The sequence below is a fragment of the Bradyrhizobium sp. CCGUVB23 genome, from assembly GCF_024199885.1.
In the GTDB taxonomy this organism is placed as follows: Bacteria; Pseudomonadota; Alphaproteobacteria; order Rhizobiales; family Xanthobacteraceae; genus Bradyrhizobium.
Genome location: NZ_JANADQ010000001.1, coordinates 8687763 through 8706753 on the forward strand (window position 1 = coordinate 8687763; position 18991 = coordinate 8706753).

The 18991-nt window shown below is 64.8% G+C and carries 18 protein-coding genes and 1 tRNA gene; 10 read left to right on the forward strand and 9 right to left on the reverse strand.

Annotated features, from left to right (window positions below; translation table 11 throughout):
• The 8 genes from NLN62_RS40620 (at window position 1) to NLN62_RS40655 (ending at window position 9476) form a co-directional block, all read left to right on the forward strand.
• Window positions 1-1704, forward strand: a complete 1704-nt coding sequence (locus NLN62_RS40620; RefSeq protein WP_254112389.1) for a flotillin family protein — start codon at window positions 1-3, stop codon at window positions 1702-1704.
• A gap of 229 nt (window positions 1705-1933) precedes the next feature.
• Window positions 1934-2302 carry a hypothetical protein gene (locus NLN62_RS40625; protein ID WP_027527048.1) on the forward strand — a complete coding sequence of 123 codons (369 nt, stop codon included), beginning with the start codon at window positions 1934-1936 and terminating at the stop codon, window positions 2300-2302.
• A gap of 154 nt (window positions 2303-2456) precedes the next feature.
• A tRNA-Asn gene (locus NLN62_RS40630) sits at window positions 2457-2531 on the forward strand.
• 165 nt (window positions 2532-2696) lie between these two features.
• On the forward strand, window positions 2697-2876 hold the full coding sequence (locus NLN62_RS40635) for a hypothetical protein (RefSeq protein WP_254095211.1): 180 nt from the start codon (window positions 2697-2699) through the stop codon (window positions 2874-2876).
• Between the two features lie 139 nt (window positions 2877-3015).
• Window positions 3016-3681 (forward strand): protein-L-isoaspartate O-methyltransferase, encoded by a 666-nt coding sequence (locus tag NLN62_RS40640; protein ID WP_254112390.1) that lies wholly within the window; start codon window positions 3016-3018, stop codon window positions 3679-3681.
• Between the two features lie 199 nt (window positions 3682-3880).
• On the forward strand, window positions 3881-5287 hold the full coding sequence (locus tag NLN62_RS40645; protein WP_027523246.1) for a TolC family outer membrane protein: 1407 nt from the start codon (window positions 3881-3883) through the stop codon (window positions 5285-5287).
• A gap of 413 nt (window positions 5288-5700) precedes the next feature.
• Window positions 5701-6459, forward strand: a complete 759-nt coding sequence (locus NLN62_RS40650; RefSeq protein WP_254112391.1) for a PopZ family protein — start codon at window positions 5701-5703, stop codon at window positions 6457-6459.
• A gap of 143 nt (window positions 6460-6602) precedes the next feature.
• A complete protein-coding gene (locus NLN62_RS40655; protein WP_254112392.1) occupies window positions 6603-9476 on the forward strand; it encodes a valine--tRNA ligase in 2874 nt (957 codons plus the stop codon).
• A gap of 110 nt (window positions 9477-9586) precedes the next feature.
• On the opposite strand, the gene NLN62_RS40660 is transcribed toward NLN62_RS40655, so the two are convergent.
• Window positions 9587-10189 carry a DNA-3-methyladenine glycosylase gene (locus NLN62_RS40660; protein WP_027523249.1) on the reverse strand — a complete coding sequence of 201 codons (603 nt, stop codon included), beginning with the start codon at window positions 10187-10189 and terminating at the stop codon, window positions 9587-9589.
• Between the two features lie 129 nt (window positions 10190-10318).
• On the opposite strand from NLN62_RS40660, the gene lipA reads away from it, so the two are divergent.
• Window positions 10319-11275, forward strand: a complete 957-nt coding sequence (gene lipA, locus NLN62_RS40665; RefSeq protein WP_027523250.1) for a lipoyl synthase — start codon at window positions 10319-10321, stop codon at window positions 11273-11275.
• Window positions 11276-11281: 6 nt separating this feature from the next.
• Window positions 11282-11752: a type II toxin-antitoxin system RatA family toxin gene (locus NLN62_RS40670; RefSeq protein ID WP_027523251.1), complete on the forward strand. Its 471-nt coding sequence runs from the start codon at window positions 11282-11284 to the stop codon at window positions 11750-11752.
• On the opposite strand, the gene NLN62_RS40675 is transcribed toward NLN62_RS40670, so the two are convergent.
• The 8 genes from NLN62_RS40675 to NLN62_RS40710 all read right to left on the reverse strand — a co-directional run bounded on the left by NLN62_RS40675 (window position 11753) and on the right by NLN62_RS40710 (window position 18864).
• Window positions 11753-12568 carry a cytochrome c gene (locus NLN62_RS40675; RefSeq protein ID WP_027523252.1) on the reverse strand — a complete coding sequence of 272 codons (816 nt, stop codon included), beginning with the start codon at window positions 12566-12568 and terminating at the stop codon, window positions 11753-11755. It lies immediately after the preceding gene.
• The gene (locus NLN62_RS40680; protein WP_027523253.1) at window positions 12568-14190 is read right to left on the reverse strand and encodes a b(o/a)3-type cytochrome-c oxidase subunit 1; all 1623 of its coding nucleotides are present in this window, start codon (window positions 14188-14190) and stop codon (window positions 12568-12570) included. Before NLN62_RS40680 ends, NLN62_RS40675 begins: the two co-directional genes overlap by 1 nt.
• A complete protein-coding gene (locus NLN62_RS40685) occupies window positions 14177-14743 on the reverse strand; it encodes a cytochrome c oxidase subunit II (RefSeq protein ID WP_027523254.1) in 567 nt (188 codons plus the stop codon). Before NLN62_RS40685 ends, NLN62_RS40680 begins: the two co-directional genes overlap by 14 nt.
• On the reverse strand, window positions 14740-14916 hold the full coding sequence (locus NLN62_RS40690) for a hypothetical protein (RefSeq protein ID WP_027523255.1): 177 nt from the start codon (window positions 14914-14916) through the stop codon (window positions 14740-14742). The genes NLN62_RS40685 and NLN62_RS40690 overlap by 4 nt, the downstream gene beginning before the upstream one ends.
• A gap of 8 nt (window positions 14917-14924) precedes the next feature.
• Window positions 14925-16178 (reverse strand): cytochrome c, encoded by a 1254-nt coding sequence (locus tag NLN62_RS40695; RefSeq protein WP_027523256.1) that lies wholly within the window; start codon window positions 16176-16178, stop codon window positions 14925-14927.
• A 10-nt stretch (window positions 16179-16188) separates the two neighbouring features.
• The gene (locus NLN62_RS40700; RefSeq protein WP_027523257.1) at window positions 16189-16890 is read right to left on the reverse strand and encodes a c-type cytochrome; all 702 of its coding nucleotides are present in this window, start codon (window positions 16888-16890) and stop codon (window positions 16189-16191) included.
• A gap of 186 nt (window positions 16891-17076) precedes the next feature.
• Window positions 17077-17679, reverse strand: a complete 603-nt coding sequence (locus NLN62_RS40705) for a CinA family protein (RefSeq protein WP_254112393.1) — start codon at window positions 17677-17679, stop codon at window positions 17077-17079.
• A 3-nt stretch (window positions 17680-17682) separates the two neighbouring features.
• Window positions 17683-18864 carry a bifunctional 2-C-methyl-D-erythritol 4-phosphate cytidylyltransferase/2-C-methyl-D-erythritol 2,4-cyclodiphosphate synthase gene (locus NLN62_RS40710; RefSeq protein WP_027523259.1) on the reverse strand — a complete coding sequence of 394 codons (1182 nt, stop codon included), beginning with the start codon at window positions 18862-18864 and terminating at the stop codon, window positions 17683-17685.
• Between the last annotated feature and the right edge of the window lie 127 nt (window positions 18865-18991).

The window sequence follows — 18991 nt, forward strand, 5'->3', positions numbered from 1 at the left end:
ATGTTTGACATCGCAGTCCCGGCCATGATCGGCGTTGCGCTGATCCTCGTCCTGGGCATCGTCTTCACCACCCTCTACAAGCGCGCCACGCGCGACGAAGCGTTCGTCCGCACCGGCCTCGGTGGCAAGAAGGTCGTGCTCGACGGTGGCGCCATGATCCTGCCGATCTTCCACTCCTATGCTAGCGTCAACCTGAAGACGCTGCGGCTCACGGTCGAGCGCAAGGAGCGGGAATCCCTGATCACCAAGGATCGCCTGCGCGTCGACATCGTCGCCGAGTTCTATGTCCGCGTCCGCCCCGACGATGAGAGCATTGCGCTGGCGAGCCAGACGCTGGGCGCGCTGACCAATGACGCCGAAGCGCTGCGCAACCAGGTCGAAGCCAAATTCGTCGACGGCCTGCGTTCGGTGGCAGCCACCATGACCATCCTGGAACTGCAGGAGAAGCGCAGCGATTTCGTCAAGCACGTGCAGGCGACCGTGGAATCCGACGTCAAGTCCAACGGTCTTGAGCTGGAGTCGGTGTCGTTGACAAAGCTCGACCAGACCGACGTCAAGTTCTTCAACCCAGAAAACTTCTTCGACGCGGAGGGTCTCACCCAGCTCAAGACCATCACCGAGACCCGCCGGCGCGACCGCAACGCCATCGTCCGCGACAACGAGGTGGCGATCGCACAAAAGGACCTCGAGGCGCGGCAGCAGACCCTTGGGATCGAGCGCACCAAGAAGGAGGCCGAGCTCTCACAGGAGCGCGACATCGCCAACAAGACCGCGAGCACCCGCGCGGAAGTCGCCACCGCGACACAGACCGCGCGCCTCACGGAAGAGAACGCCCGCATCGACACCGACCGCGCGGTCGCCGAGAAGGAGGCCGGCGCCAAGCAGATCAAGGAAACGGCGGTGATCGAATCCGATCTCGCGATCAACAAGCGCAAGACCGACGCGCAGCGCGAAATCCAGATCGCGACGCAGGAGAACGAGATCCAGATCGCCGCCAAGAGCAAGCAGACCTCCGAAGCCGTCGCCGAAGCCAAGACTGCGGAAGCCGTGGCCGTGTCCGCGGAGGAAAAGGTCGTGACCGCACGCGCGGTCGAGGTTGCCGACCGCGCCCGCCTGACCCAGGTGCTCGCCGCACGCACCGAGGCCGAACGCAAATCGACCGAGCTGATCGTTGCGGCCGAAGCCGAGAAGAAGGCGGCGCTCGACCGCGCCGAGGCCACCAAGACGCTCGCGAGCGCGGAAGCCGAGGCCAACAAGATCAAGGCAGTCGGCGTCAAGAACATCGGTGAAGCCGAGGCGGCCGTCATCACCATGAAGAACGAGGCGCAGAACAAGCTCGGCAGCAACGTGATCGATTTCGAGATTGCCAAGAAGCGGATCGAGATGATGCCCTCGGCGCTCGCCGAGATGGTGAAGCCGATCGCCAACATCAAGGACGTTCGCATCCTGCACACTGGTGGCGCGTTCGGCGGCAGTGGTGCGAACGGCAGCAATGCCGGCTTCGGCGAAGGTCTCGCCGGCGAGCTGTTGAAGGTGCATGCGCTGCGGCCGATGATCGACGAGATCCTGCGCCAGAGCGGATTTGCGCCGGGTGAGGATCCCGTGAAGGCGCTGGTCGGCGCGGTCACCGGCAAGAGCAATGGTGCTGCGGTCGAGGTTGCGGCAAGCGTGCCCGCGCCTCAGACAACCGACGCAGCAGAGTAGGCTGTGATGCGTCGGCTATGAATGCCCATTCATTGCTGGCGTGAGCCCTAGTCGATAAGAACAGGCCGTGCGCTTCTCGCGTGGCGTACCGTTCCGGAGTGCAGGTCGATCGTGTGTTGAACCTTTCGATCGCTCTCCGGACGAGTTTTGCAAGGCAACGCCATTTGTTGCCCCGGCGCCTGCGCCCAGGATGGGCAGGCGGCGGATGTTCTTTTTCATTGGGGCTCTCATGAAATATTTTCTGTCTGCACTCATTGCACTCGGTCTCTCGGTCGCAGCCGCGCCGTCGCAGGCCGCGGATTCCCGCAACGTCTCCGTCGTCAACGAGACCGGCTACGCCATCAAGTTTCTCGGCTTCAATTCGCCGGACGATGGTCTGGACGAATGGGACAACGAGCTCGACAAGACCTTGCAGAACCAGGCGAGCACTTATGTCGAGTTCGACGACGACGATGAAGGATGCGTCTGGAACATCCGCGTCGACTGGCAGAACTACAACGAATCCGTGCTGTGGAAGAACGTCAACCTCTGCAAGTTCAACGTCCTGAGGCTGCGCTACGACCCCGGTACCAAGACGACCTCCTTCATTGCGGAGTGAGCGTCGGATCACGGCGCGTTCGCGCCCACAGCAGGACCGGCGGGGAGGGGACGCGCGCCCTCCCTCGTGATGGCGAGGATATGACGAATTCGTCCTTTGCAAGCGCCGGAGGCTTTGTTATACGCAGCCGCGCGCGAACGTCGGTTCGCCCTTTTCCTCGGTAGCTCAGCGGTAGAGCATCCGACTGTTAATCGGATGGTCGCTGGTTCGAATCCAGCCCGGGGAGCCAAATTTCTCATCAACTTCAATATCTTGCCGCGCACTGATGTGCCGGAGCGCGAGGCTGTTCACGCGGACGTGCACGTCGTCTGCCGCGCCTACATCGCTACGACGCCAATTCGACTCAATTCAAATCGAGGTTCCCTGACGCTGGGCTTACGCGGAGCTGATTCCGATGCCGAACGTTCAGGTCGACCATTCCCACTTGTCCCCCTCGATTCTGCCCACCGACATCCCCGATCTCAGCGACGACGAATGCCTCGCGCTGCTCGCTCGCGCGGTCGAGACGCGCGATTCGGCCCGGCTGGATGAAGTCGCGGCCTTGATTGGCCGGCTCGCCGTCGCGATCGAATAGGGCCCAAGGCCCCAAGTCCATGCTGACGAGCCCGAGGCTTCCGCCTCGAGGCAATCGCCGTGTTGCGTTTTGGCGGGGCATGTTCCAAAGATGCCGCCACGTTTTTCCGCGGCGCCGTCCGCATTCCAGGGTTCCCTAAATGTCCGGTTTTGCGACCGCGCGCCAAAAGATGGTCGATGGCCAGGTGCGCACCAGTGACGTCACCGATCGCCGCATCCTCGATGCCATGCTCACCATCCCCCGCGAGGCTTTCGTGCCCGCAAGCCGGCAGGCGCTGGCCTACCTCGACCTCGATCTCGACGTCGCCGAGGCCGGATCGGCCAAGCGGTACCTGATCAAGCCGGCGCTCACCGCCAAGCTGCTGCAGGCGGCCGAGATCGGCGAGGCTGATCGTGTCCTGGTGGTCGGCTGCGCCAGCGGTTACGTCGCGGCACTTGCCGCCAGGCTCGCTGCGCAAGTCACGGCTACGGAAAGCGATTCGGCGCTTGCCGCAAAAGCGAATAGCAATCTGGCTGCCCTCGGATTTGCGAATGTGACGTGCGCAGCCGCGCCCAGCGCGGATGGGGACCCGGCGGCTGCCCCCTACGATGTGATCATCCTGAACGGAGCGACCGAAGTGACACCCCACGTGCTCTTCGAGCAGCTCAAGGAAGGCGGGCGGCTGGTCGGCGTGTCGGCCGAGACGACGCCCCCGCGGGCCATGATCGTGACCCGCGCCCATGGCGAATTCGGCCACCGCGCGCTGTTCGACGCAGCAGCCCCGGTTCTTCCCGGCCTGGTGCGGGCGCCCGCCTTCGTCTTCTGACGGGGTGGAACTCGTTAAAAATACCGTTCTGAATCAGAAGTGTGGCAGGGATGCTGCACGTGAAGACTTTCCGCTGCGAACAACCGCCGGGTAGTTCCGTCCGGCTTGACCACGTCCTATGGTGCGCCAGGGGCAACGACTCTCTGTCACCCGGCTCGCGGGCACGAGCCGGCGATAAGAATGAAACGGAACTTCTGGGATGCATGGGGTGAAGCTCTTCACCGGAGCTGCGGCTTCGGTCCTCCTGATGGCGCTCGCGGGGCATTCGTCGGCCTTGGCGGAGACGATCGAAGGCGCGCTGGTGCGCGCCTATCAGGATAATCCGCAGCTCAACGCGCAGCGCGCATTCGTCCGTTCGACGGACGAAAACGTGCCGCAGGCATTGTCCGGATATCGCCCCAAAGTCTCGCTGAACGCGAGCGTCGGCGCTCAAGTTCTGCACAGCGACTCGACGGCAGCCAGTACCGGTGGCCTCGTGATACACACGGTCAACAGTGGCAATAATGCACCGCGTGCAGCCGGTCTCACCGTGTCCCAGACGCTGTTCAACGGCAACCAGACCGGTAACCGGACCCGGGCCGCGGAGAATCAGGTTTCCGGCGCTCGCGAGGGATTGCGCAATCTCGAGCAGCAGGTGCTGTTCTCGGCGGCGCAGGCCTACATGGACTATCTGCGCGATTCGGCGACGGTCGAGGTCAACAAGAGCAACGTCCGCGTGCTCGAGCAGACGTTGAAGCAGACGCGAGACCGCTTCAACGTCGGCGAAGTCACCCGCACCGACGTGGCCCAGTCCGAAGCACAACTGGCTGCGGGGCGAACCCTCGAGCAGCAGTCCGAAGCAACGCTGACGGCGACGCGTGCGAACTATCGTCGCATCATCGGCATCGAGCCCGTCAATCTCGCGCCCGGCTCGCCGGTGGATCGCCTGCTGCCGCAGTCGCTGCCAAAGGCGGTCGAGCTAACGCTCATCCAAAACCCGACCGTAACGGCGGCGATGTTCGGGATCGATGTCGCCTTCATGAACCTGAAGGTGAACGAAGGCGCGTTGCTGCCGACGCTCACGTTCCAGGCCACGGTCAATCAAGCCTATGAGCAAACTCTGATCACTCCAAGCACGTTCAGCGCTGCCGCCATCGCACAGGCCTCGATGCCACTGTATCAGGGCGGCGGCGAATATTCGCTGATCCGGCAGTCCAAGGAGTCGCTGGCGCAGCAGCGGCTCGCGCTCGACCAAACGCGCGACCAGGCTCGGTCCGACACCGTATCTGCCTGGGGCCAGCTCGACGCGTCCAAGGCGCAGGTGCAATCGACGCAGGCCCAGGTGACGGCGTCCGAGATCGCACTGAACGGCGTGCGCGAGGAGGCAAAGGCCGGCCAGCGCACCACGCTCGACGTCCTCAACGCGCAGCAGGCGCTGGTCAACGCCCGCATCAACCTTGTGCAAGCGCAGCACGACCGCGTCGTGAATTCCTATCGCGTTCTCAGCTCGGTCGGCCGCCTGTCTCCGCAGGTGCTCGGCCTGAAGACCAACGTCTACGATCCCAGCGTGCACTACCACCAGGTGCGCGATAGCTGGGCCGGCGTGCGCACGCCCGACGGACGCTGATCTCCGCGACCAGAAGCATGATCCGGAAAAGTGTGAAGCGGTTTTCCGAAAGATCATGCTCAGACAACAACCTAAAGCGCGATGACGATTCTTCGAATCTCGTCGCGCTTTAGGTCGGCGTCGCATCATGGCGATGCCGACTTGCGGTTTGCTTGCAATCATCAAACGCCCTGACATAGCCTTTCACTGAGATGAGGGCGCGATTCGCGCCGCACCTCATTGTTGTTTGCGTAAGGCTTCGGTGACGTGGGCAGGGGGCGCACCGCCGCGCAATGAGTCGCAATCGCCTTGATCTGGGGACAAGTCAGGCGGTCGCGGCGAAAATGCCGAGCCACCCGTTTCGGAACCGGCCAATCCTGTCGTGCTTGGTGTAAAACAACGCATGCGAGGGCGTTGATGATGTGGAGTCGGAGATGACGCAGCCTGCAAAGGTGCAAGAACCCTCGATGGAGGAGATTCTGGCCTCGATCCGGCGCATCATTGCCGACGATGAGGCCAAGCCTCCGCTGGCCGAGAAGGCCGCCGAACCTGCCAAGCCCGCTGCCGCGCCGGCGCCCAAGCCGGCCGCGATGAATGACATTCCGCCGTCCAAGATCGCGCCGGCCAAGCCTGCCGCCGAAAAACCGGCTGCGCCACCACCGGCTGCAAAGCCTGCGGCTCCGGCGCCGGCCGCAAGCAACAACCAGGACGATATCGACGCACTGCTGGCGGGGCTGGACGAGGCGACCCCCGCGCCCGAGATGCGGGCGCCGGAACCCGAGCCCGAGCCCGACGTGCTCGAGCTGACCGACGAGATGGCGGTGGAGACGCCAGCGCCTCCACCACCGAGCTTTCGCAAGGTTGAGCCGGGCGACGATGTCGAATTCGCCGAAGCCGCGGCGACGCCGTTCCGGCCGGCTCCTCCGCCACCGTCCTACCAACCGGTGAATTTCGACGCGCCGCCGCTGCCGCCGCAGCAGCCATTCCTGGCACAGACCACGGTCTCCGCCGTCGAATCCGCCTTCAATTCCCTGGCCCATACCGTCCTGAGCTCGAATGCGCGCACGCTGGAGGATCTGGTCAAGGAGATGCTGCGGCCGATGCTGAAATCCTGGCTCGACGACAACCTGCCGGGCCTCGTTGAACGCATCGTGAAGGCGGAAATCGAGCGGGTCTCGCGCGGCGGCCGGTAAGGCCGGGCCGCGTGGTCCCGATAAAGCCCTGCTTTTATGACCCATTGGGCCTGGCGACCGGGCCGGAAAGCCGTTTCGCCGCCGGGCTTTCCGTTGACACTTTCCGTTGACTTGGCCGCCGCGCACGGCTTTTTAGCAGCCCCATGATCGAGAAAAACTACCAGCCCGCCGATATCGAAGCCCGCATGTCCGTCGTCTGGGAGGACAGCCTTGCCTTCAAGGCAGGCCGTCCCGACCGGCGCAACGCCACCCCCTTCACCATCGTGATCCCGCCGCCGAACGTGACGGGCTCGCTGCACATGGGCCACGCGCTCAACAATACGCTTCAGGACGTGCTGTGCCGCTTCGAGCGCATGCGCGGCCGCGACGTGCTGTGGCAGCCTGGTACCGACCATGCCGGCATCGCGACCCAGATGGTGGTCGAGCGGCAGCTGATGGAGCGTCAGCAGCCCGGCCGCCGCGAGATGGGCCGCGAGAAATTCCTGGAGCGGGTCTGGGAGTGGAAGGCCGAGAGCGGCGACACCATCATCAACCAGCTCAAGCGGCTCGGCGCCTCCTGCGACTGGTCGCGTGAGCGCTTCACCATGGACGAGGGCCTGTCGAAGGCCGTCATCAAGGTGTTCGTCGAGCTCCACCGCGATGGCCTGATCTACAAGGACAAGCGGCTGGTCAACTGGGACCCGAAGCTGCTCACCGCGATCTCCGATCTCGAGGTGCAGCAGGTCGAGGTCAAGGGCAGCCTCTGGTATCTGCGCTATCCGGTCGAGGGCAAGAGCTTCAGCCCCGACGATCCCGCGAGCTTCATCGTCGTCGCCACCACGCGCCCGGAGACCATGCTCGGCGATACCGGCGTTGCCGTGCATCCCGAGGACGAGCGCTATCAGAAGCTCGTCGGCAAGCACGTCATCCTGCCGCTCGTCGGCCGCAAGGTCAAAATCGTCGCCGACGATTACTCCGACCCCGAGAAGGGCTCGGGTGCGGTGAAGGTGACGCCGGCGCACGACTTCAACGATTTCGAGGTCGGCAAACGCCATGCCCTGCGCCAGATCAGCGTGCTCGACAAGGAGGGCTGCCTCGATCTCGTCGACAACGAGGATTACCTGCGCGACCTGCCGGAGGGCGCCTCGCAATTCGCCGCGGAATTCCACAATGTCGAGCGCTTCGCCGCGCGCAAGCGCATCGTCGAGCGGCTGGAGGCGTTCGGTTTCATCGAGCGCATCGAGCCGCACACCCACATGGTGCCGCATGGCGACCGCTCCGGCGTCGTGATCGAGCCCTTCCTCACCGACCAGTGGTACGTCGACGCCAAGACGCTCGCAAAGCCCGCCATCGCGGCGGTGCGGAACGGCGAGACGACCTTCGTGCCGAAGAACTGGGAGAAGACCTATTACGAGTGGATGGAGAACATCCAACCCTGGTGTATCTCGCGTCAGCTCTGGTGGGGCCATCAGATTCCGGCCTGGTACGGGCCGGACGGCAAGGTGTTCGTCGCCGAGACCGAGGAGGAGGCAGTCAGCCACGCGCTCGGCTACTACGCCGAGCAGGAGGTCATCACGCCGGAGCAGGGGCGCGAGATGGCGCTCGACCGCAACAAGCGCGAGGGCTTCATCACCCGCGACGAGGACGTGCTCGACACCTGGTTCTCCTCCGCGCTGTGGCCGTTCTCCACTCTCGGCTGGCCCGACGATACGCCGGAAGTGAAGCGCTACTACCCGACCGACGTGCTGGTCACCGGCTTCGACATCATCTTCTTCTGGGTCGCCCGGATGATGATGATGGGCCTGCACTTCATGAAGGAGGTGCCGTTCTCGACCGTCTACATCCACGCCCTCGTCCGTGACGAGAAGGGCGCCAAGATGTCGAAGTCGAAGGGCAACGTCATCGATCCCCTGCACCTGATCGACGAGTACGGCGCCGACGCGCTGCGCTTTACGCTCGCCGCGATGGCAGCCCAGGGGCGCGACATCAAGCTCGCGACCAGCCGCGTCGAAGGCTATCGCAATTTCGCGACCAAACTCTGGAATGCCTGCCGCTTCGCGGAGATGAACCAGTGCCTGGTGCCCGAGGGTTTTGAGCCCGCGAAAGCGACGCAGACCCTGAGCCGCTGGATCGCGCACGAGACCGCGCACACCACGCGCGAGGTGACGGAAGCGATCGAGGCCTATCGCTTCAACGATGCGGCGGGCGCGATCTACCGCTTCGTCTGGAACGTCTATTGCGACTGGTATGTCGAGCTCGCAAAGCCCGTGTTGCTCGGCCCGGATGGTCCGGCGAAGGCCGAGACCCGCGCGATGGTCGCCTGGGCGCGCGACGAGATTCTGAAGCTGCTGCACCCCTTCATGCCCTTCATCACCGAAGAGCTGTGGGAAGTGAGCGCCAAGCGCGAGGAATTGCTCACTCTGGCGCCGTGGCCGCTGAAGTCCGCCGGGCCGACGGCGGAAGAGCTCGCGATGGTCGCGGCATCGATGCCGAATGACGGGGCTTTCATGTCCCCGATGGTACTGCCGATCTTCGACCACGCCGACTTCACCGATCCTGCGGCGGAAGCCGAGATCGGCTGGGTGATCGACCTGGTGACGCAGATCCGTTCGGTGCGCGCCGAGATGAACATCCCGCCGGCGACGCTGACGGCGCTGGTGCTGGCCGGCGCCTCCGCGGAGACGAAGGAGCGCGCGCCGCGCTGGACCGATGTCATCAAGCGCATGGCGCGGCTCTCGGACATCTCCTTCGCCGATCGCGCGCCTGACGGTGCCGTGCAGATCCTGGTGCGCGGCGAGGTCGCAGCGCTGCCGCTGAAGGGGGTGGTGGATCTCGCCGCCGAGCGCGTGCGTCTCGACAAGGAGATCGCCAAGGCCGATGCCGACATCAAGCGCGCCGAGTCCAAGCTGGCGAACGAGAAATTCGTCGCCAATGCGGCCGAAGAGGTCGTCGAGGAGGAGCGCGAAAAGCGCGAGGCCGCGCTGGCGCGCAAGGCGAAGCTGTTCGAGGCGCAGGAGCGGCTGAAGCAGGTGTCGTGATCTTTCGGTCATTCCGGGGCGATGCGCAGCATCGAACCCGGAATCTCGAGATTCCCCGAAGCGCAATTGCGCTCGGAGGTCTGGTCCTTCGGACCATCCCGGAATGACAGCTACCTCGGAAACGGCTTGCTCAAAAACTTCGAGCCCTTGACGCCGTAGCGCCAGGGCAGCTCGACCGCCTTGGTGAGGCCGATCCGGATGCCGATCGCGATCTCCTTGTCGCCGGTGCGCGCGTGCAATGCGATCGGCGGGCGGTCGAGGGGCAGGGCGTTGTGCGCAATCGTGATGCCAAGCGCTTCCGTCAGCTTGCCCGGTCCCGAGCATAATGCATGCACATCGACGAGATGGCGCCGGCGGCGCATCGCGGCAATCCCATGCGTCGGCTCCAGCGCGCGGATCAGGACGGCGCTGGCCGAGCCTTCCTCCTCGCAGACGAAGTTCACGCACCAATGGATGCCGTAGGAACGGTAGACATAGGCAAAGCCGGGCGGGCCGAACATCACCTGGTTCCGTGGCGTCGGCCCGCGGTAGGAGTGCGCCGCCGGGTCGGTATGATGATAGGCCTCGACCTCGACGACAATCCCGCCGACGCCGTTCACCAGCAGCGTCGCGCCGATCAGGTCGGGCGCGACCTCGTGGACGCTGCGCGCGAAGAAGCCACGCTTCAACGGCTTGCCCAGGGTGGGTGTGGAGGGCTTCGATTTTGGAGCCATTCGAGGTGAGAATCGCTAGACGACAGAGCAGGATATTGCCCATATCTGCCATGTTCCCTGAAGCGGCGCGAGCGGGTTGCGATGCCCTGCGATACCGACTAGGTAGGACCTGAACAGACCGGATACCCCATGGTCGTTATTGTCGACACCATCACCAACCCGCCGCGCCCGCGTCACCCGGAGAAAGTGAACCGGCCCGATGCCGCTTCGCCGCCGAAGCCGGACTGGATCCGCGTGCGCGCGCCGAACACCCGCGGCTATGCCGACACCCGCAACATCGTGCGGGCCAACGGCCTGCATACCGTGTGCGAGGAGGCGGGCTGCCCGAACATCGGCGAGTGCTGGGACAAGAAGCACGCCACCTTCATGATCATGGGCGACACCTGCACCCGCGCGTGCGCCTTCTGTAACGTCAAGACGGGCCTGCCCAACGCGCTCGACGCCGCCGAGCCGGAGCATGTAGCCGAGGCCACCGCCAAGCTGGGGCTCGCCCATGTCGTGATCACCTCGGTCGACCGCGACGATCTCGCCGATGGCGGTGCCGAGCATTTTGCCAAGACGATCCGCGCGATCCGCGCCGCCTGTCCCTCGACCACGATCGAGATCCTGACGCCCGACTTCCTGCGCAAGGAGGGGGCGCTCGAGGTGGTGGCAGCGGCCAAGCCCGACGTCTTCAACCACAATCTCGAAACCGTGCCGTCGCGTTACCTGACGGTGAGGCCCGGCGCGCGTTATTTCCATTCGATCCGGCTGTTGCAGCGGGTGAAGGAGATCGACCCCACCATCTTCACCAAGTCCGGCATCATGGTCGGCCTGGGCGAGGAGCGCCACGAGGTGCTCCAGGTGATGGACGATCTGCGCTCCGCCGAGGTCGACTTCCTGACCATCGGCCAGTATCTCCAGCCGACCCGCAAGCACCACGCCGTGATGCGCTACGTGCCGCCGGATGAGTTCGGCTCATATGAAAAGGTCGCCTACACCAAGGGGTTCCTGATGGTGTCGGCGAGCCCGTTGACCCGTTCGTCGCATCACGCAGGTGACGATTTCGCGAGACTGAAGGCAGCGCGGGCGGCTCACGCCCGCTGACGTCATATGCACCGAGTTTCGAGCAAGCACCGCGTCAACCATAGCGCGCCAGAGATGTTCGATCTGGTCGCCGATGTCGAGCGCTACCCGGAATTCGTGCCGCTGTGCAGCGCGCTGAAGGTGCGCCAGCGGGTTGCAAAACCCGATGGCACCGAGGTGCTGGTTGCCGACATGACGGTGTCGTTCAAGCTGGTCAAGGAATCCTTCACCAGCCGTGTGACGCTTGATCGCGCCAATCTGAAGATCATGGTCGAGTACCTGCAGGGGCCCTTCAGCAAGCTCGAAAACCGCTGGACCTTCGAGCCGAAGGGCGAGGGGGTCTGCGACGTCGGCTTCTTTCTGTCCTACGAGTTCAGGAGCCGCATGCTCGCGATGCTGATGGGCTCGATGTTCGACGCCGCCTTTGCACGCTTCTCCGCCGCGTTCGAGAAGCGGGCAGACGCGATCTACGGCCGGCGGAAGATCGCGTCGTCCTGATCAATCTACCGCCTTGACGATGTCAGGCGGTTGCGACGCGTAGTAGGCGGCAGCCTCGTCGATCTCCTGCGGCGTCATCGCGCGCGCGATGTTGCGCATCTGCTGGCTGATGTCGTTGCGCCGATCGCCACCGGCGAACGCCCGTAGCTGGGCCTTCATATAGGCCTCCGATTGGCCTTCGAGCCAAGGGCTGCCGACCTTGTTGTCGAGGCTGCCATGGCAGGAGCCGCAGGGTGCGATCCCCCGCATGGGCGCGCCGTAGATCACGATGTTGGGCTTCGGCAGTTGCGGTGTCGGATGATAGGCCGGCAGCCGCGGCAGAAAGGCGTAGTAAAGGGCGAGGTCGCCCATTTCCTGATCGGTCAGGCCGGTCGCAAACGGCGACATCACCGCGTTGGTGCGCGCGCCGGAACGGAAGTCGTGCAGCTCCTTGTAGATGACGGCGGCATATTGGCCGGCAAGATTGGGCGAATCCGCTCGGCTGATGCCGGTCGGACCGTGGCAGATCGCGCAGCGCTGTGCGAGCGTGGCGCCGCGTCCGATCGCTTCCTGGTTCGGACGTGACAGCGTGTGCGAGGTCAGCACGACCTCCGACAGGCGTTTGTCCTGCGCCTGCGCAGCAGCCGCCGCGGAGCGTTGCGGCACGCCGGCTGCGCTGCAGATCGCATCCCAGACATTGGCGAACTGAACCCAGGGCTGCGCGAACGGCAGCACGATGAAGCCGACAATCGCCGTTACAACGAAGATTGCAGCGGTGATACCGACGCTCGTCTTGAAATGGCGGTTGGTGAGGGTGAAAAGGTCGCGCGCACTCATCACTGCGCTCCCACATACACGGCCGGCACCGACGTGCCTTCGGTCAGTGCCAGCGTCAGGATCGGGTAGCCATAGTTGGTGATGGTGAGCCCGATCATCAGCGCCACCCACAGCGCGTGCGTGTTGAGCGCTAGCGGAACGGTCGCTGGCTGATGCACCGCGAGGCTGAAGCGATACGCGCCGGCCTCGACCGCAGGCGAGCGCATGCCGCGCGCCAGAATGACCAGGAAGAGAATGCCTGATGTCAGCAGGGTGAAGCCGCCGATGGCAGAGAACGTAACCGAGAGCGCCTGGGGCGCGATCGCGGGATCGGCGAAATCGAAATAGGCCATGCGGCGCGGCATGCCCAGGATGCCGACCCAGTGCCACGGGAAGGTGGTGATGATCATGCCGATGAACCACAGCCAGAGCTGGGTACGGATGAGGCGGAGATCGACGAACTCACGGCCCGTGAGATGCGGCCACAAATCATAGGCGATCGCGAAATACATGATCACGATGGCGCCGCCGAAGATCAGGTGGAAGTGGCCGGTGATCCATTGCGTGTTGTGGATCGAGCTGTCGAGCTGATAGCTCATGTTGATCAGGCCACCGGCGCCGCCGAAACCGAGCATCACGAAGGAGAAGGCGAGCGCCAGCATCATCGGATTGTCCCACGGCAGCGCCCGCATCCAGCCGAACAGGCCGTGACCACCGCGCAGGCGCGCTGCAATCTCGACGGAGGCGCAGATCGTGAAGACGGTCAGAAGCGTCGGCAGCGCGACCAGCGCGGTGAACGCGGAATGGACGAACTTGAAGCCGGCGCCGACCTGCGGATCGCCGAATGTATGGTGCATGCCGATCGGCATTGCCACCACCAGGAACAGAATGAAGGCGATCCGCGCCATGGTGTCGGAGTAGACGCGGCCGCCGATCGCGCGGGGCACGATGGCGTAATAGGCGATGTAGGTCGGCACCAGCCAGAAATAGACGATGGCGTGCAGCGTCCAGGAGAAGAACACGCGGGCAAGACCGGCGTCGATCGTGGCCTTCAGGCCGACCGCGACGGGGATGATCTGGAGCAATAGCTCGAGCGCGGCGCCAACCGCGGTCCAGGCCCAGAGATAGGAGCCCGCGACATTGGCGAACATCGCCAGCGGCACCGGCTTGCCGGGATTGGCCCCTTTCCAGACACGCAGATTGATCGACATCAGCGCGACCCAGATCCAGGACCCGACGACGACCAGCACGACGCCGACGTAGTAGAAGGGGCTGCCGATCAGCGGCGGATAGAAGGTGTAGAGCACGGAGGCGCGGCCGAGCGCGACCGGGATCATCGCCATGATGCTGCCGCCGACGATCAGCCAGAATCCGGCCCAGGCCCAGCGTACGCCGACCAGGCGCTGCTCCAGCGCGGACTCGCTGATCGCATAGCCAAATCCCATCGCGACCAGGGTCGGGAAGACGTAGCCCATGACTGTGCCGTGCGCAGTCAGCGAGCGGTAGTAGAGCTCGGGATTGGAAAGCCAGGTCCCGAGCGGGCTGCGGATGAACATCTGCCAGGCGCCGAGCGTGAGCGCCACGCCGAACACGGCGAAAGCCAGCCAGAAATGGGCGAGGACCAGCTTCCTATTGGCCAACACAGCTCAGCCTCCCGCTGCTCTTTGCAAGCTCCGCGAACTTCGCCTTGTCGATCACCCTGACCTTGCCCCACATGCCTTCATGACCGAAGCTGCAAAACTCCTGGCAGGGCATCAGATAGTCGCCGGTCCGCTCAAAGCGCATGAGTTGCTCGGAGACGTAGCCCGGCACCAGCATGGTGTTGATGTTGGTACCCTGGATCAGGATACCGTGGACCACGTCGGCGCTGGTGGCGCGCAACGTGATCGGCGTCTCGGCCGGCACCAGCAGGCAGGCGGGCGTGAAGGAATATTGCTGGCCGATCGCGCGCACCGTCACCGCGCCATTGGACTCCAGCACGCTGCCGAGATTGCTTTCGACGAATTCTCCTGAAAGATGCAGCCGCGACGGATCAGTGGTCTCGACGCGCGCCTGCGGCATGGTGGCGCGATGGATGCCGGCAATCGCCGCGATCACCGCCATCGCGACGATAATGATGACAGAGAGGGTCGCCCATCGCCGCTCGGTGCGCCGCGCAATCTCGGCGCCCTGATGTCCCGTGTCCTGTGCGCTCATTGCAGCGCCCCGCGCGGCAGGAAGACGAAGAGATAGAAAGCGAACCACATCATGACCACGCAGGCGGTTGCAATGCCGGCGAGCGCGATTGCGCCGGACGGCCCTCGCGCGACGACCTCGTCGACAGCCTGGTCGGCGGCGGCAGAGCTGGTCGGTGGATCAGAGTTGATCATGGCGCGTCTCAATTGAGGGGAGCGGAGCGCAGCTCGTTGGCCTCGCGCGCCGACACCGGCGTGCCGCGATTGCCCCAGGCCGTGCGGATATAAGAGACGACGGCGGCGATCTCGTTGTCCGAGAGCAAGCCGGCAAAGGGCGGCATGCCATAGGGCATTGGATTGCCCTCAGTGCCGGGCGGATAGCCGCCGTTGAGCACCATGCGGATCGGATTGACTGCCGATTGCATTTCGATCGACTGATTGTTGGCGAGCGGCGGCCAGTGTGGCGGCTTGCCTTCGCCCTGCGCGCCGTGACAGCTCGCACAGTTCTTGTCATAGACGGTCTTGCCGAGGCTGATGAGCAAGCTGCTTTCGGTCGTCGGCAGCGCCGAGCTCGCCGGCGGCGGAGGTGAGGGCTCCGAGATGCCCTTCAGGTAGACCGCCATCGCCCTGGTGTCCTCGTCGCTGAGATATTGCAGGCTGTTGTGCACGACCTCGGCCATGGGACCATAGACCACGCCGCGGGCCGAGACGCCGGTCTGGAGCAGGTCGGTGATGTCCTTGATGCTCCAGTCGCCGAGCCCGGCCTCGCGGTTGGACGTGAGCGAGGGCGCGTACCAGTTCTGCATCGGAATCAGCCCGCCCTTGAAGGCGTCCGACTGCGAGGTGCCGCCGAGCGCGTTGATCGGCGAATGGCACATGCCGCAATGGCCGAGACCCTCGACCAGATAGGCACCGCGATTCCACTCGGCGGACTTGGTCGGATCGGGCTTGAATTCGCCCTCGTTGAAGAACAGCGTGCGCCAGCCGAGAATGAGCTGGCGATTGGAATAGGGGAAGCGAAGGTCGTGTTCCCGGTTCCTCTGGTTCACGGGCGGGATCGACTTCAAATACGCGAAGATCGCCTCGCTATCGGCCCGCGTGACTTTTGTGTACGAGGCGAACGGCATCGCCGGATACATCAACCCGCCATCCGGAAAGCGGCCGGTGTGCATTGCTTTGTAAAAGTCCTCCGCGGTCCATTTGCCGATACCGGTCTCCCGATCCGGCGTGATGTTCGACGAGTACAACGTGCCGAAAGGCGTCGGCATGGCGCGCCCGCCGGCGAAAGTGCGGCCCTCGGGTGCCGTGTGGCAGGCGATGCAGTCGCCGGCGCGCGCCAGATACTCGCCGCGTGCCACGATGTTGTCGCTGGGCGGGCTGGCCTTCTGCTGCGCCTGGGCAGATCCGACGAAGACCGACAACAGCAGAGCGGCCAGGATTCGTGAACGCGATGGCATCCTCGTCTCCTCAATCCGGTTCGCTACCGCAGGCGAAGGGCAGCACGTAGGTGCCCTTCGGCGCCGGAGCGGCATTCACTGGCGCCGGGTGGTTCGCCAGCCATGCCGCGACGGCCGTGACGTCCTCCTCTGTGAGGCGGGCGGCCACCTGCTGCATGCAGTCCGGCGCCTTCGCAGTGCGGGTGCCATACCGCCATGCTCCGAGTTGAGCGCTGATGTAGTTCGGACGCAACCCGAGCAGGCCCGGAATTCCCGGCTCCATGCCGGTCAAGGCTGGGCCATGGCAGCTGCCGCACGCCGGTATCTGGCGCTGGGGATCGCCGCGCGTCACCAGTGACTGACCGCGCTGGAGAACCTCCTGGCTGGCATCGGTGGCTGCGACGGGCGGCAGCGCTGGATGCTGATCGGCGAAGTAGTCCGCCATCTGCTGGAGGTAGGGATCGGTGAGGAATTCCAGCAGATAGTTCATCGGCGGGTACTTCCGCCGGCCACTCTTGAACGCAAGAAGCTGGTTGTAGAGATAGCCGGCCGGCTTGCCCGCAAGCCGCGGGAAATAGACGTCGCTGGTGCCTTCGCCCTTGTTACCGTGGCAGGGCGTACAGGCCTCGACGCGCGCCGCCATCGTGTCGGGCGGCTGATTAGCCGCTTGAGCGGTCGCAAAATCGCAAGCGGCCAAGTACAGGACGATTGAGACCGCGCAGCGAGAGAACACGTTGCCGCCCTCCCGAATGTGGCGTCGGGTTGATTCCCGACGCGCAACTTTAGAGCGCCATTATTATTGCGGTTATGTGGGCAGGCGCAAGCTGGACCGTGACAGCGATGTTGCGGCGCGCGTCTAGCGTACGAGGCGCGAGCGCTTTTGACAAAAGTCGATCGAGATTTGATCGGAAGATCGCCATCAACCCCGTGGCGGCCTGCGCCGCTTGACCGCGCCACGGCGCGGCGAGCGCGCCACCCGCGGACGCAGGCGGCTGGCGGCTTCGCGGCGCGGCTTTGCGGCGGCTTGCGGGCCGCGGGCGAGGTCCATCAGCATGCGCAGAGCCTCGACGACCGAGCGTAGCCGTACGGCGGTGCGGCCGATCGCGCCAAATCGGTGCTCGCGATGGATGATGCGGCCATCGCGCGCGGCGGCGGCGAAGTGGACGAGCCCGACCGGCTTGCCAGGCGTCGCGCCGCCCGGGCCGGCGATGCCGGTGATGGCGACCGCAAGATCGACGCCCGCGCGCTCCAGCGCACCGACCGCCATCGCGGTCGCGGTCTCCTTGCTGACGGCGCCGAAATTCAACAGCGTGCTCGCCTCGACGCCGAGCATCGCGCGCTTGGCGTCATTGGAATAGGTGACGAAGCCGCGGTCGATGACGTCGGAGGAGCCTGGAATGTCCGTCAGCGCGCCGGCGACGAGGCCGCCGGTGCAGGACTCGGCGGTCGCGATCGTCAGCTTGCGCATCCGGCACAGATCGAGCAGCGAGCGGGAGAGGGCGCGTGCGTCGCTGCCGCCCATGGCCTAGACGCTCCAGGGAAGGCGGATGGTGGCGCTCGCGGTCGCCGCGATGCCTTCCTCGCGGCCGGTGAAACCGAGCCGCTCGCTGGTCGTGGCCTTCACCGCGACGCGCGAGATGTCGACGCCGGAGATTTCTGCGATCCGCGCGCGCATGGTGTCGCGCAAGGGACCGATCTTCGGCCGCTCGCAGATCAGCGTCACCTCGAGATTGGCGACGCGGCCCCCGCGCTGCGTAACGCGCTCGATGGCGTATTTCAGGAACTGGTCGGAGGAGGCGCCCTTCCACTTGGGATCGCTCGGCGGGAAGTGCGAACCGATGTCGCCGTCGGCGAGCGCGCCGAGGATGGCATCGACCAGCGCATGCAGGCCGACATCGCCGTCGGAGTGGGCCAGGAAGCCCTTGCTGTGCGGCACGCGGACGCCGCAGATCATGACGTGGTCGCCTTCACCGAAGGCATGCACGTCGTAGCCGGTCCCGGTCCTGATGTCGCCGAGCTGGCTGGCGAGGCGCGCTTCCTCGCGGACGAAGTCTTCGGGGGTAGTGAGCTTCATGTTTGCAACATCGCCTTCAAAGGTTGCGACCGTCAATCCCGCCCATTCGGCGATCGCCGCGTCATCTGTGAAATCAGTGCGTCCGTCCTTCGCCGCGCGACGATGCGCGTCGAGGATGACATCGAAACGAAAGGATTGCGGCGTCTGCGCGATCCGCAAGCGCGCGCGGTCCGGCGTTGCCTCGATCTGCCCGGCCGCGCCGACCAGCTTGACGGTGTCGTTGACAGCGATCGCGGGGATCGCGGCACTGTGGCGGCTGGCGGCTTCGATCGCGCGGGAGATCAGGGCCTGCGAGACGAAGGGGCGCGCTGCATCGTGGATCAGGACGAGATCCGGCTTGTGCGGGGCGAGCGCCTCAAGGCCGGCGAGCACGGAGGCCTGGCGCGTCGCGCCACCGCTGGTCGGGGGCTCGTGGCGCAGGCCTTGGACCGCAGCCGTGAACATGGCGCTGTCATCTGGGTTCAAGACCGGCTGCACCAGCGCGACGTCGGGGTGATTGCTAAAGGACTCCATGGCGCGAAAGATCACCGGCACGCCGCCGATCGCGCGGTATTGCTTCGGTCCGCCAGCACCTGCGCGAAGCCCGCGCCCGGCCGCCACGAGAACAACTGCGGTCCGCTCTGATTTCGCCATAGCGCTTAAATACTCAATTGGTAGTGATGATCGGGAAGAGGGCTGATTTTGGCATGCCTCTAGCACGGTCACCGCGGAAGAACACCGGTGATTGCCGGATTGTCGGTAACAGCTTTTTGCTGCACTG

Bases quoted from the DNA above. Each gene is read 5' to 3' on its own strand.
- NLN62_RS40620 (WP_254112389.1), top strand. From the start codon at position 1: ATGTTTGACATCGCAGTCCCGGCCATGATCGGCGTTGCGCTGATCCTC.
- NLN62_RS40625 (WP_027527048.1), top strand. From the start codon at position 1,934: ATGAAATATTTTCTGTCTGCACTCATTGCACTCGGTCTCTCGGTCGCA.
- NLN62_RS40635 (WP_254095211.1), top strand. From the start codon at position 2,697: ATGCCGAACGTTCAGGTCGACCATTCCCACTTGTCCCCCTCGATTCTG.
- NLN62_RS40640 (WP_254112390.1), top strand. From the start codon at position 3,016: ATGTCCGGTTTTGCGACCGCGCGCCAAAAGATGGTCGATGGCCAGGTG.
- NLN62_RS40645 (WP_027523246.1), top strand. From the start codon at position 3,881: ATGCATGGGGTGAAGCTCTTCACCGGAGCTGCGGCTTCGGTCCTCCTG.
- NLN62_RS40650 (WP_254112391.1), top strand. From the start codon at position 5,701: ATGACGCAGCCTGCAAAGGTGCAAGAACCCTCGATGGAGGAGATTCTG.
- NLN62_RS40655 (WP_254112392.1), top strand. From the start codon at position 6,603: ATGATCGAGAAAAACTACCAGCCCGCCGATATCGAAGCCCGCATGTCC.
- NLN62_RS40660 (WP_027523249.1), bottom strand. From the start codon at position 10,189: ATGGCTCCAAAATCGAAGCCCTCCACACCCACCCTGGGCAAGCCGTTG.
- lipA (WP_027523250.1), top strand. From the start codon at position 10,319: ATGGTCGTTATTGTCGACACCATCACCAACCCGCCGCGCCCGCGTCAC.
- NLN62_RS40670 (WP_027523251.1), top strand. From the start codon at position 11,282: ATGCACCGAGTTTCGAGCAAGCACCGCGTCAACCATAGCGCGCCAGAG.
- NLN62_RS40675 (WP_027523252.1), bottom strand. From the start codon at position 12,568: ATGAGTGCGCGCGACCTTTTCACCCTCACCAACCGCCATTTCAAGACG.
- NLN62_RS40685 (WP_027523254.1), bottom strand. From the start codon at position 14,743: ATGAGCGCACAGGACACGGGACATCAGGGCGCCGAGATTGCGCGGCGC.
- NLN62_RS40690 (WP_027523255.1), bottom strand. From the start codon at position 14,916: ATGATCAACTCTGATCCACCGACCAGCTCTGCCGCCGCCGACCAGGCT.
- NLN62_RS40695 (WP_027523256.1), bottom strand. From the start codon at position 16,178: ATGCCATCGCGTTCACGAATCCTGGCCGCTCTGCTGTTGTCGGTCTTC.
- NLN62_RS40705 (WP_254112393.1), bottom strand. From the start codon at position 17,679: ATGGGCGGCAGCGACGCACGCGCCCTCTCCCGCTCGCTGCTCGATCTG.
- NLN62_RS40710 (WP_027523259.1), bottom strand. From the start codon at position 18,864: ATGGCGAAATCAGAGCGGACCGCAGTTGTTCTCGTGGCGGCCGGGCGC.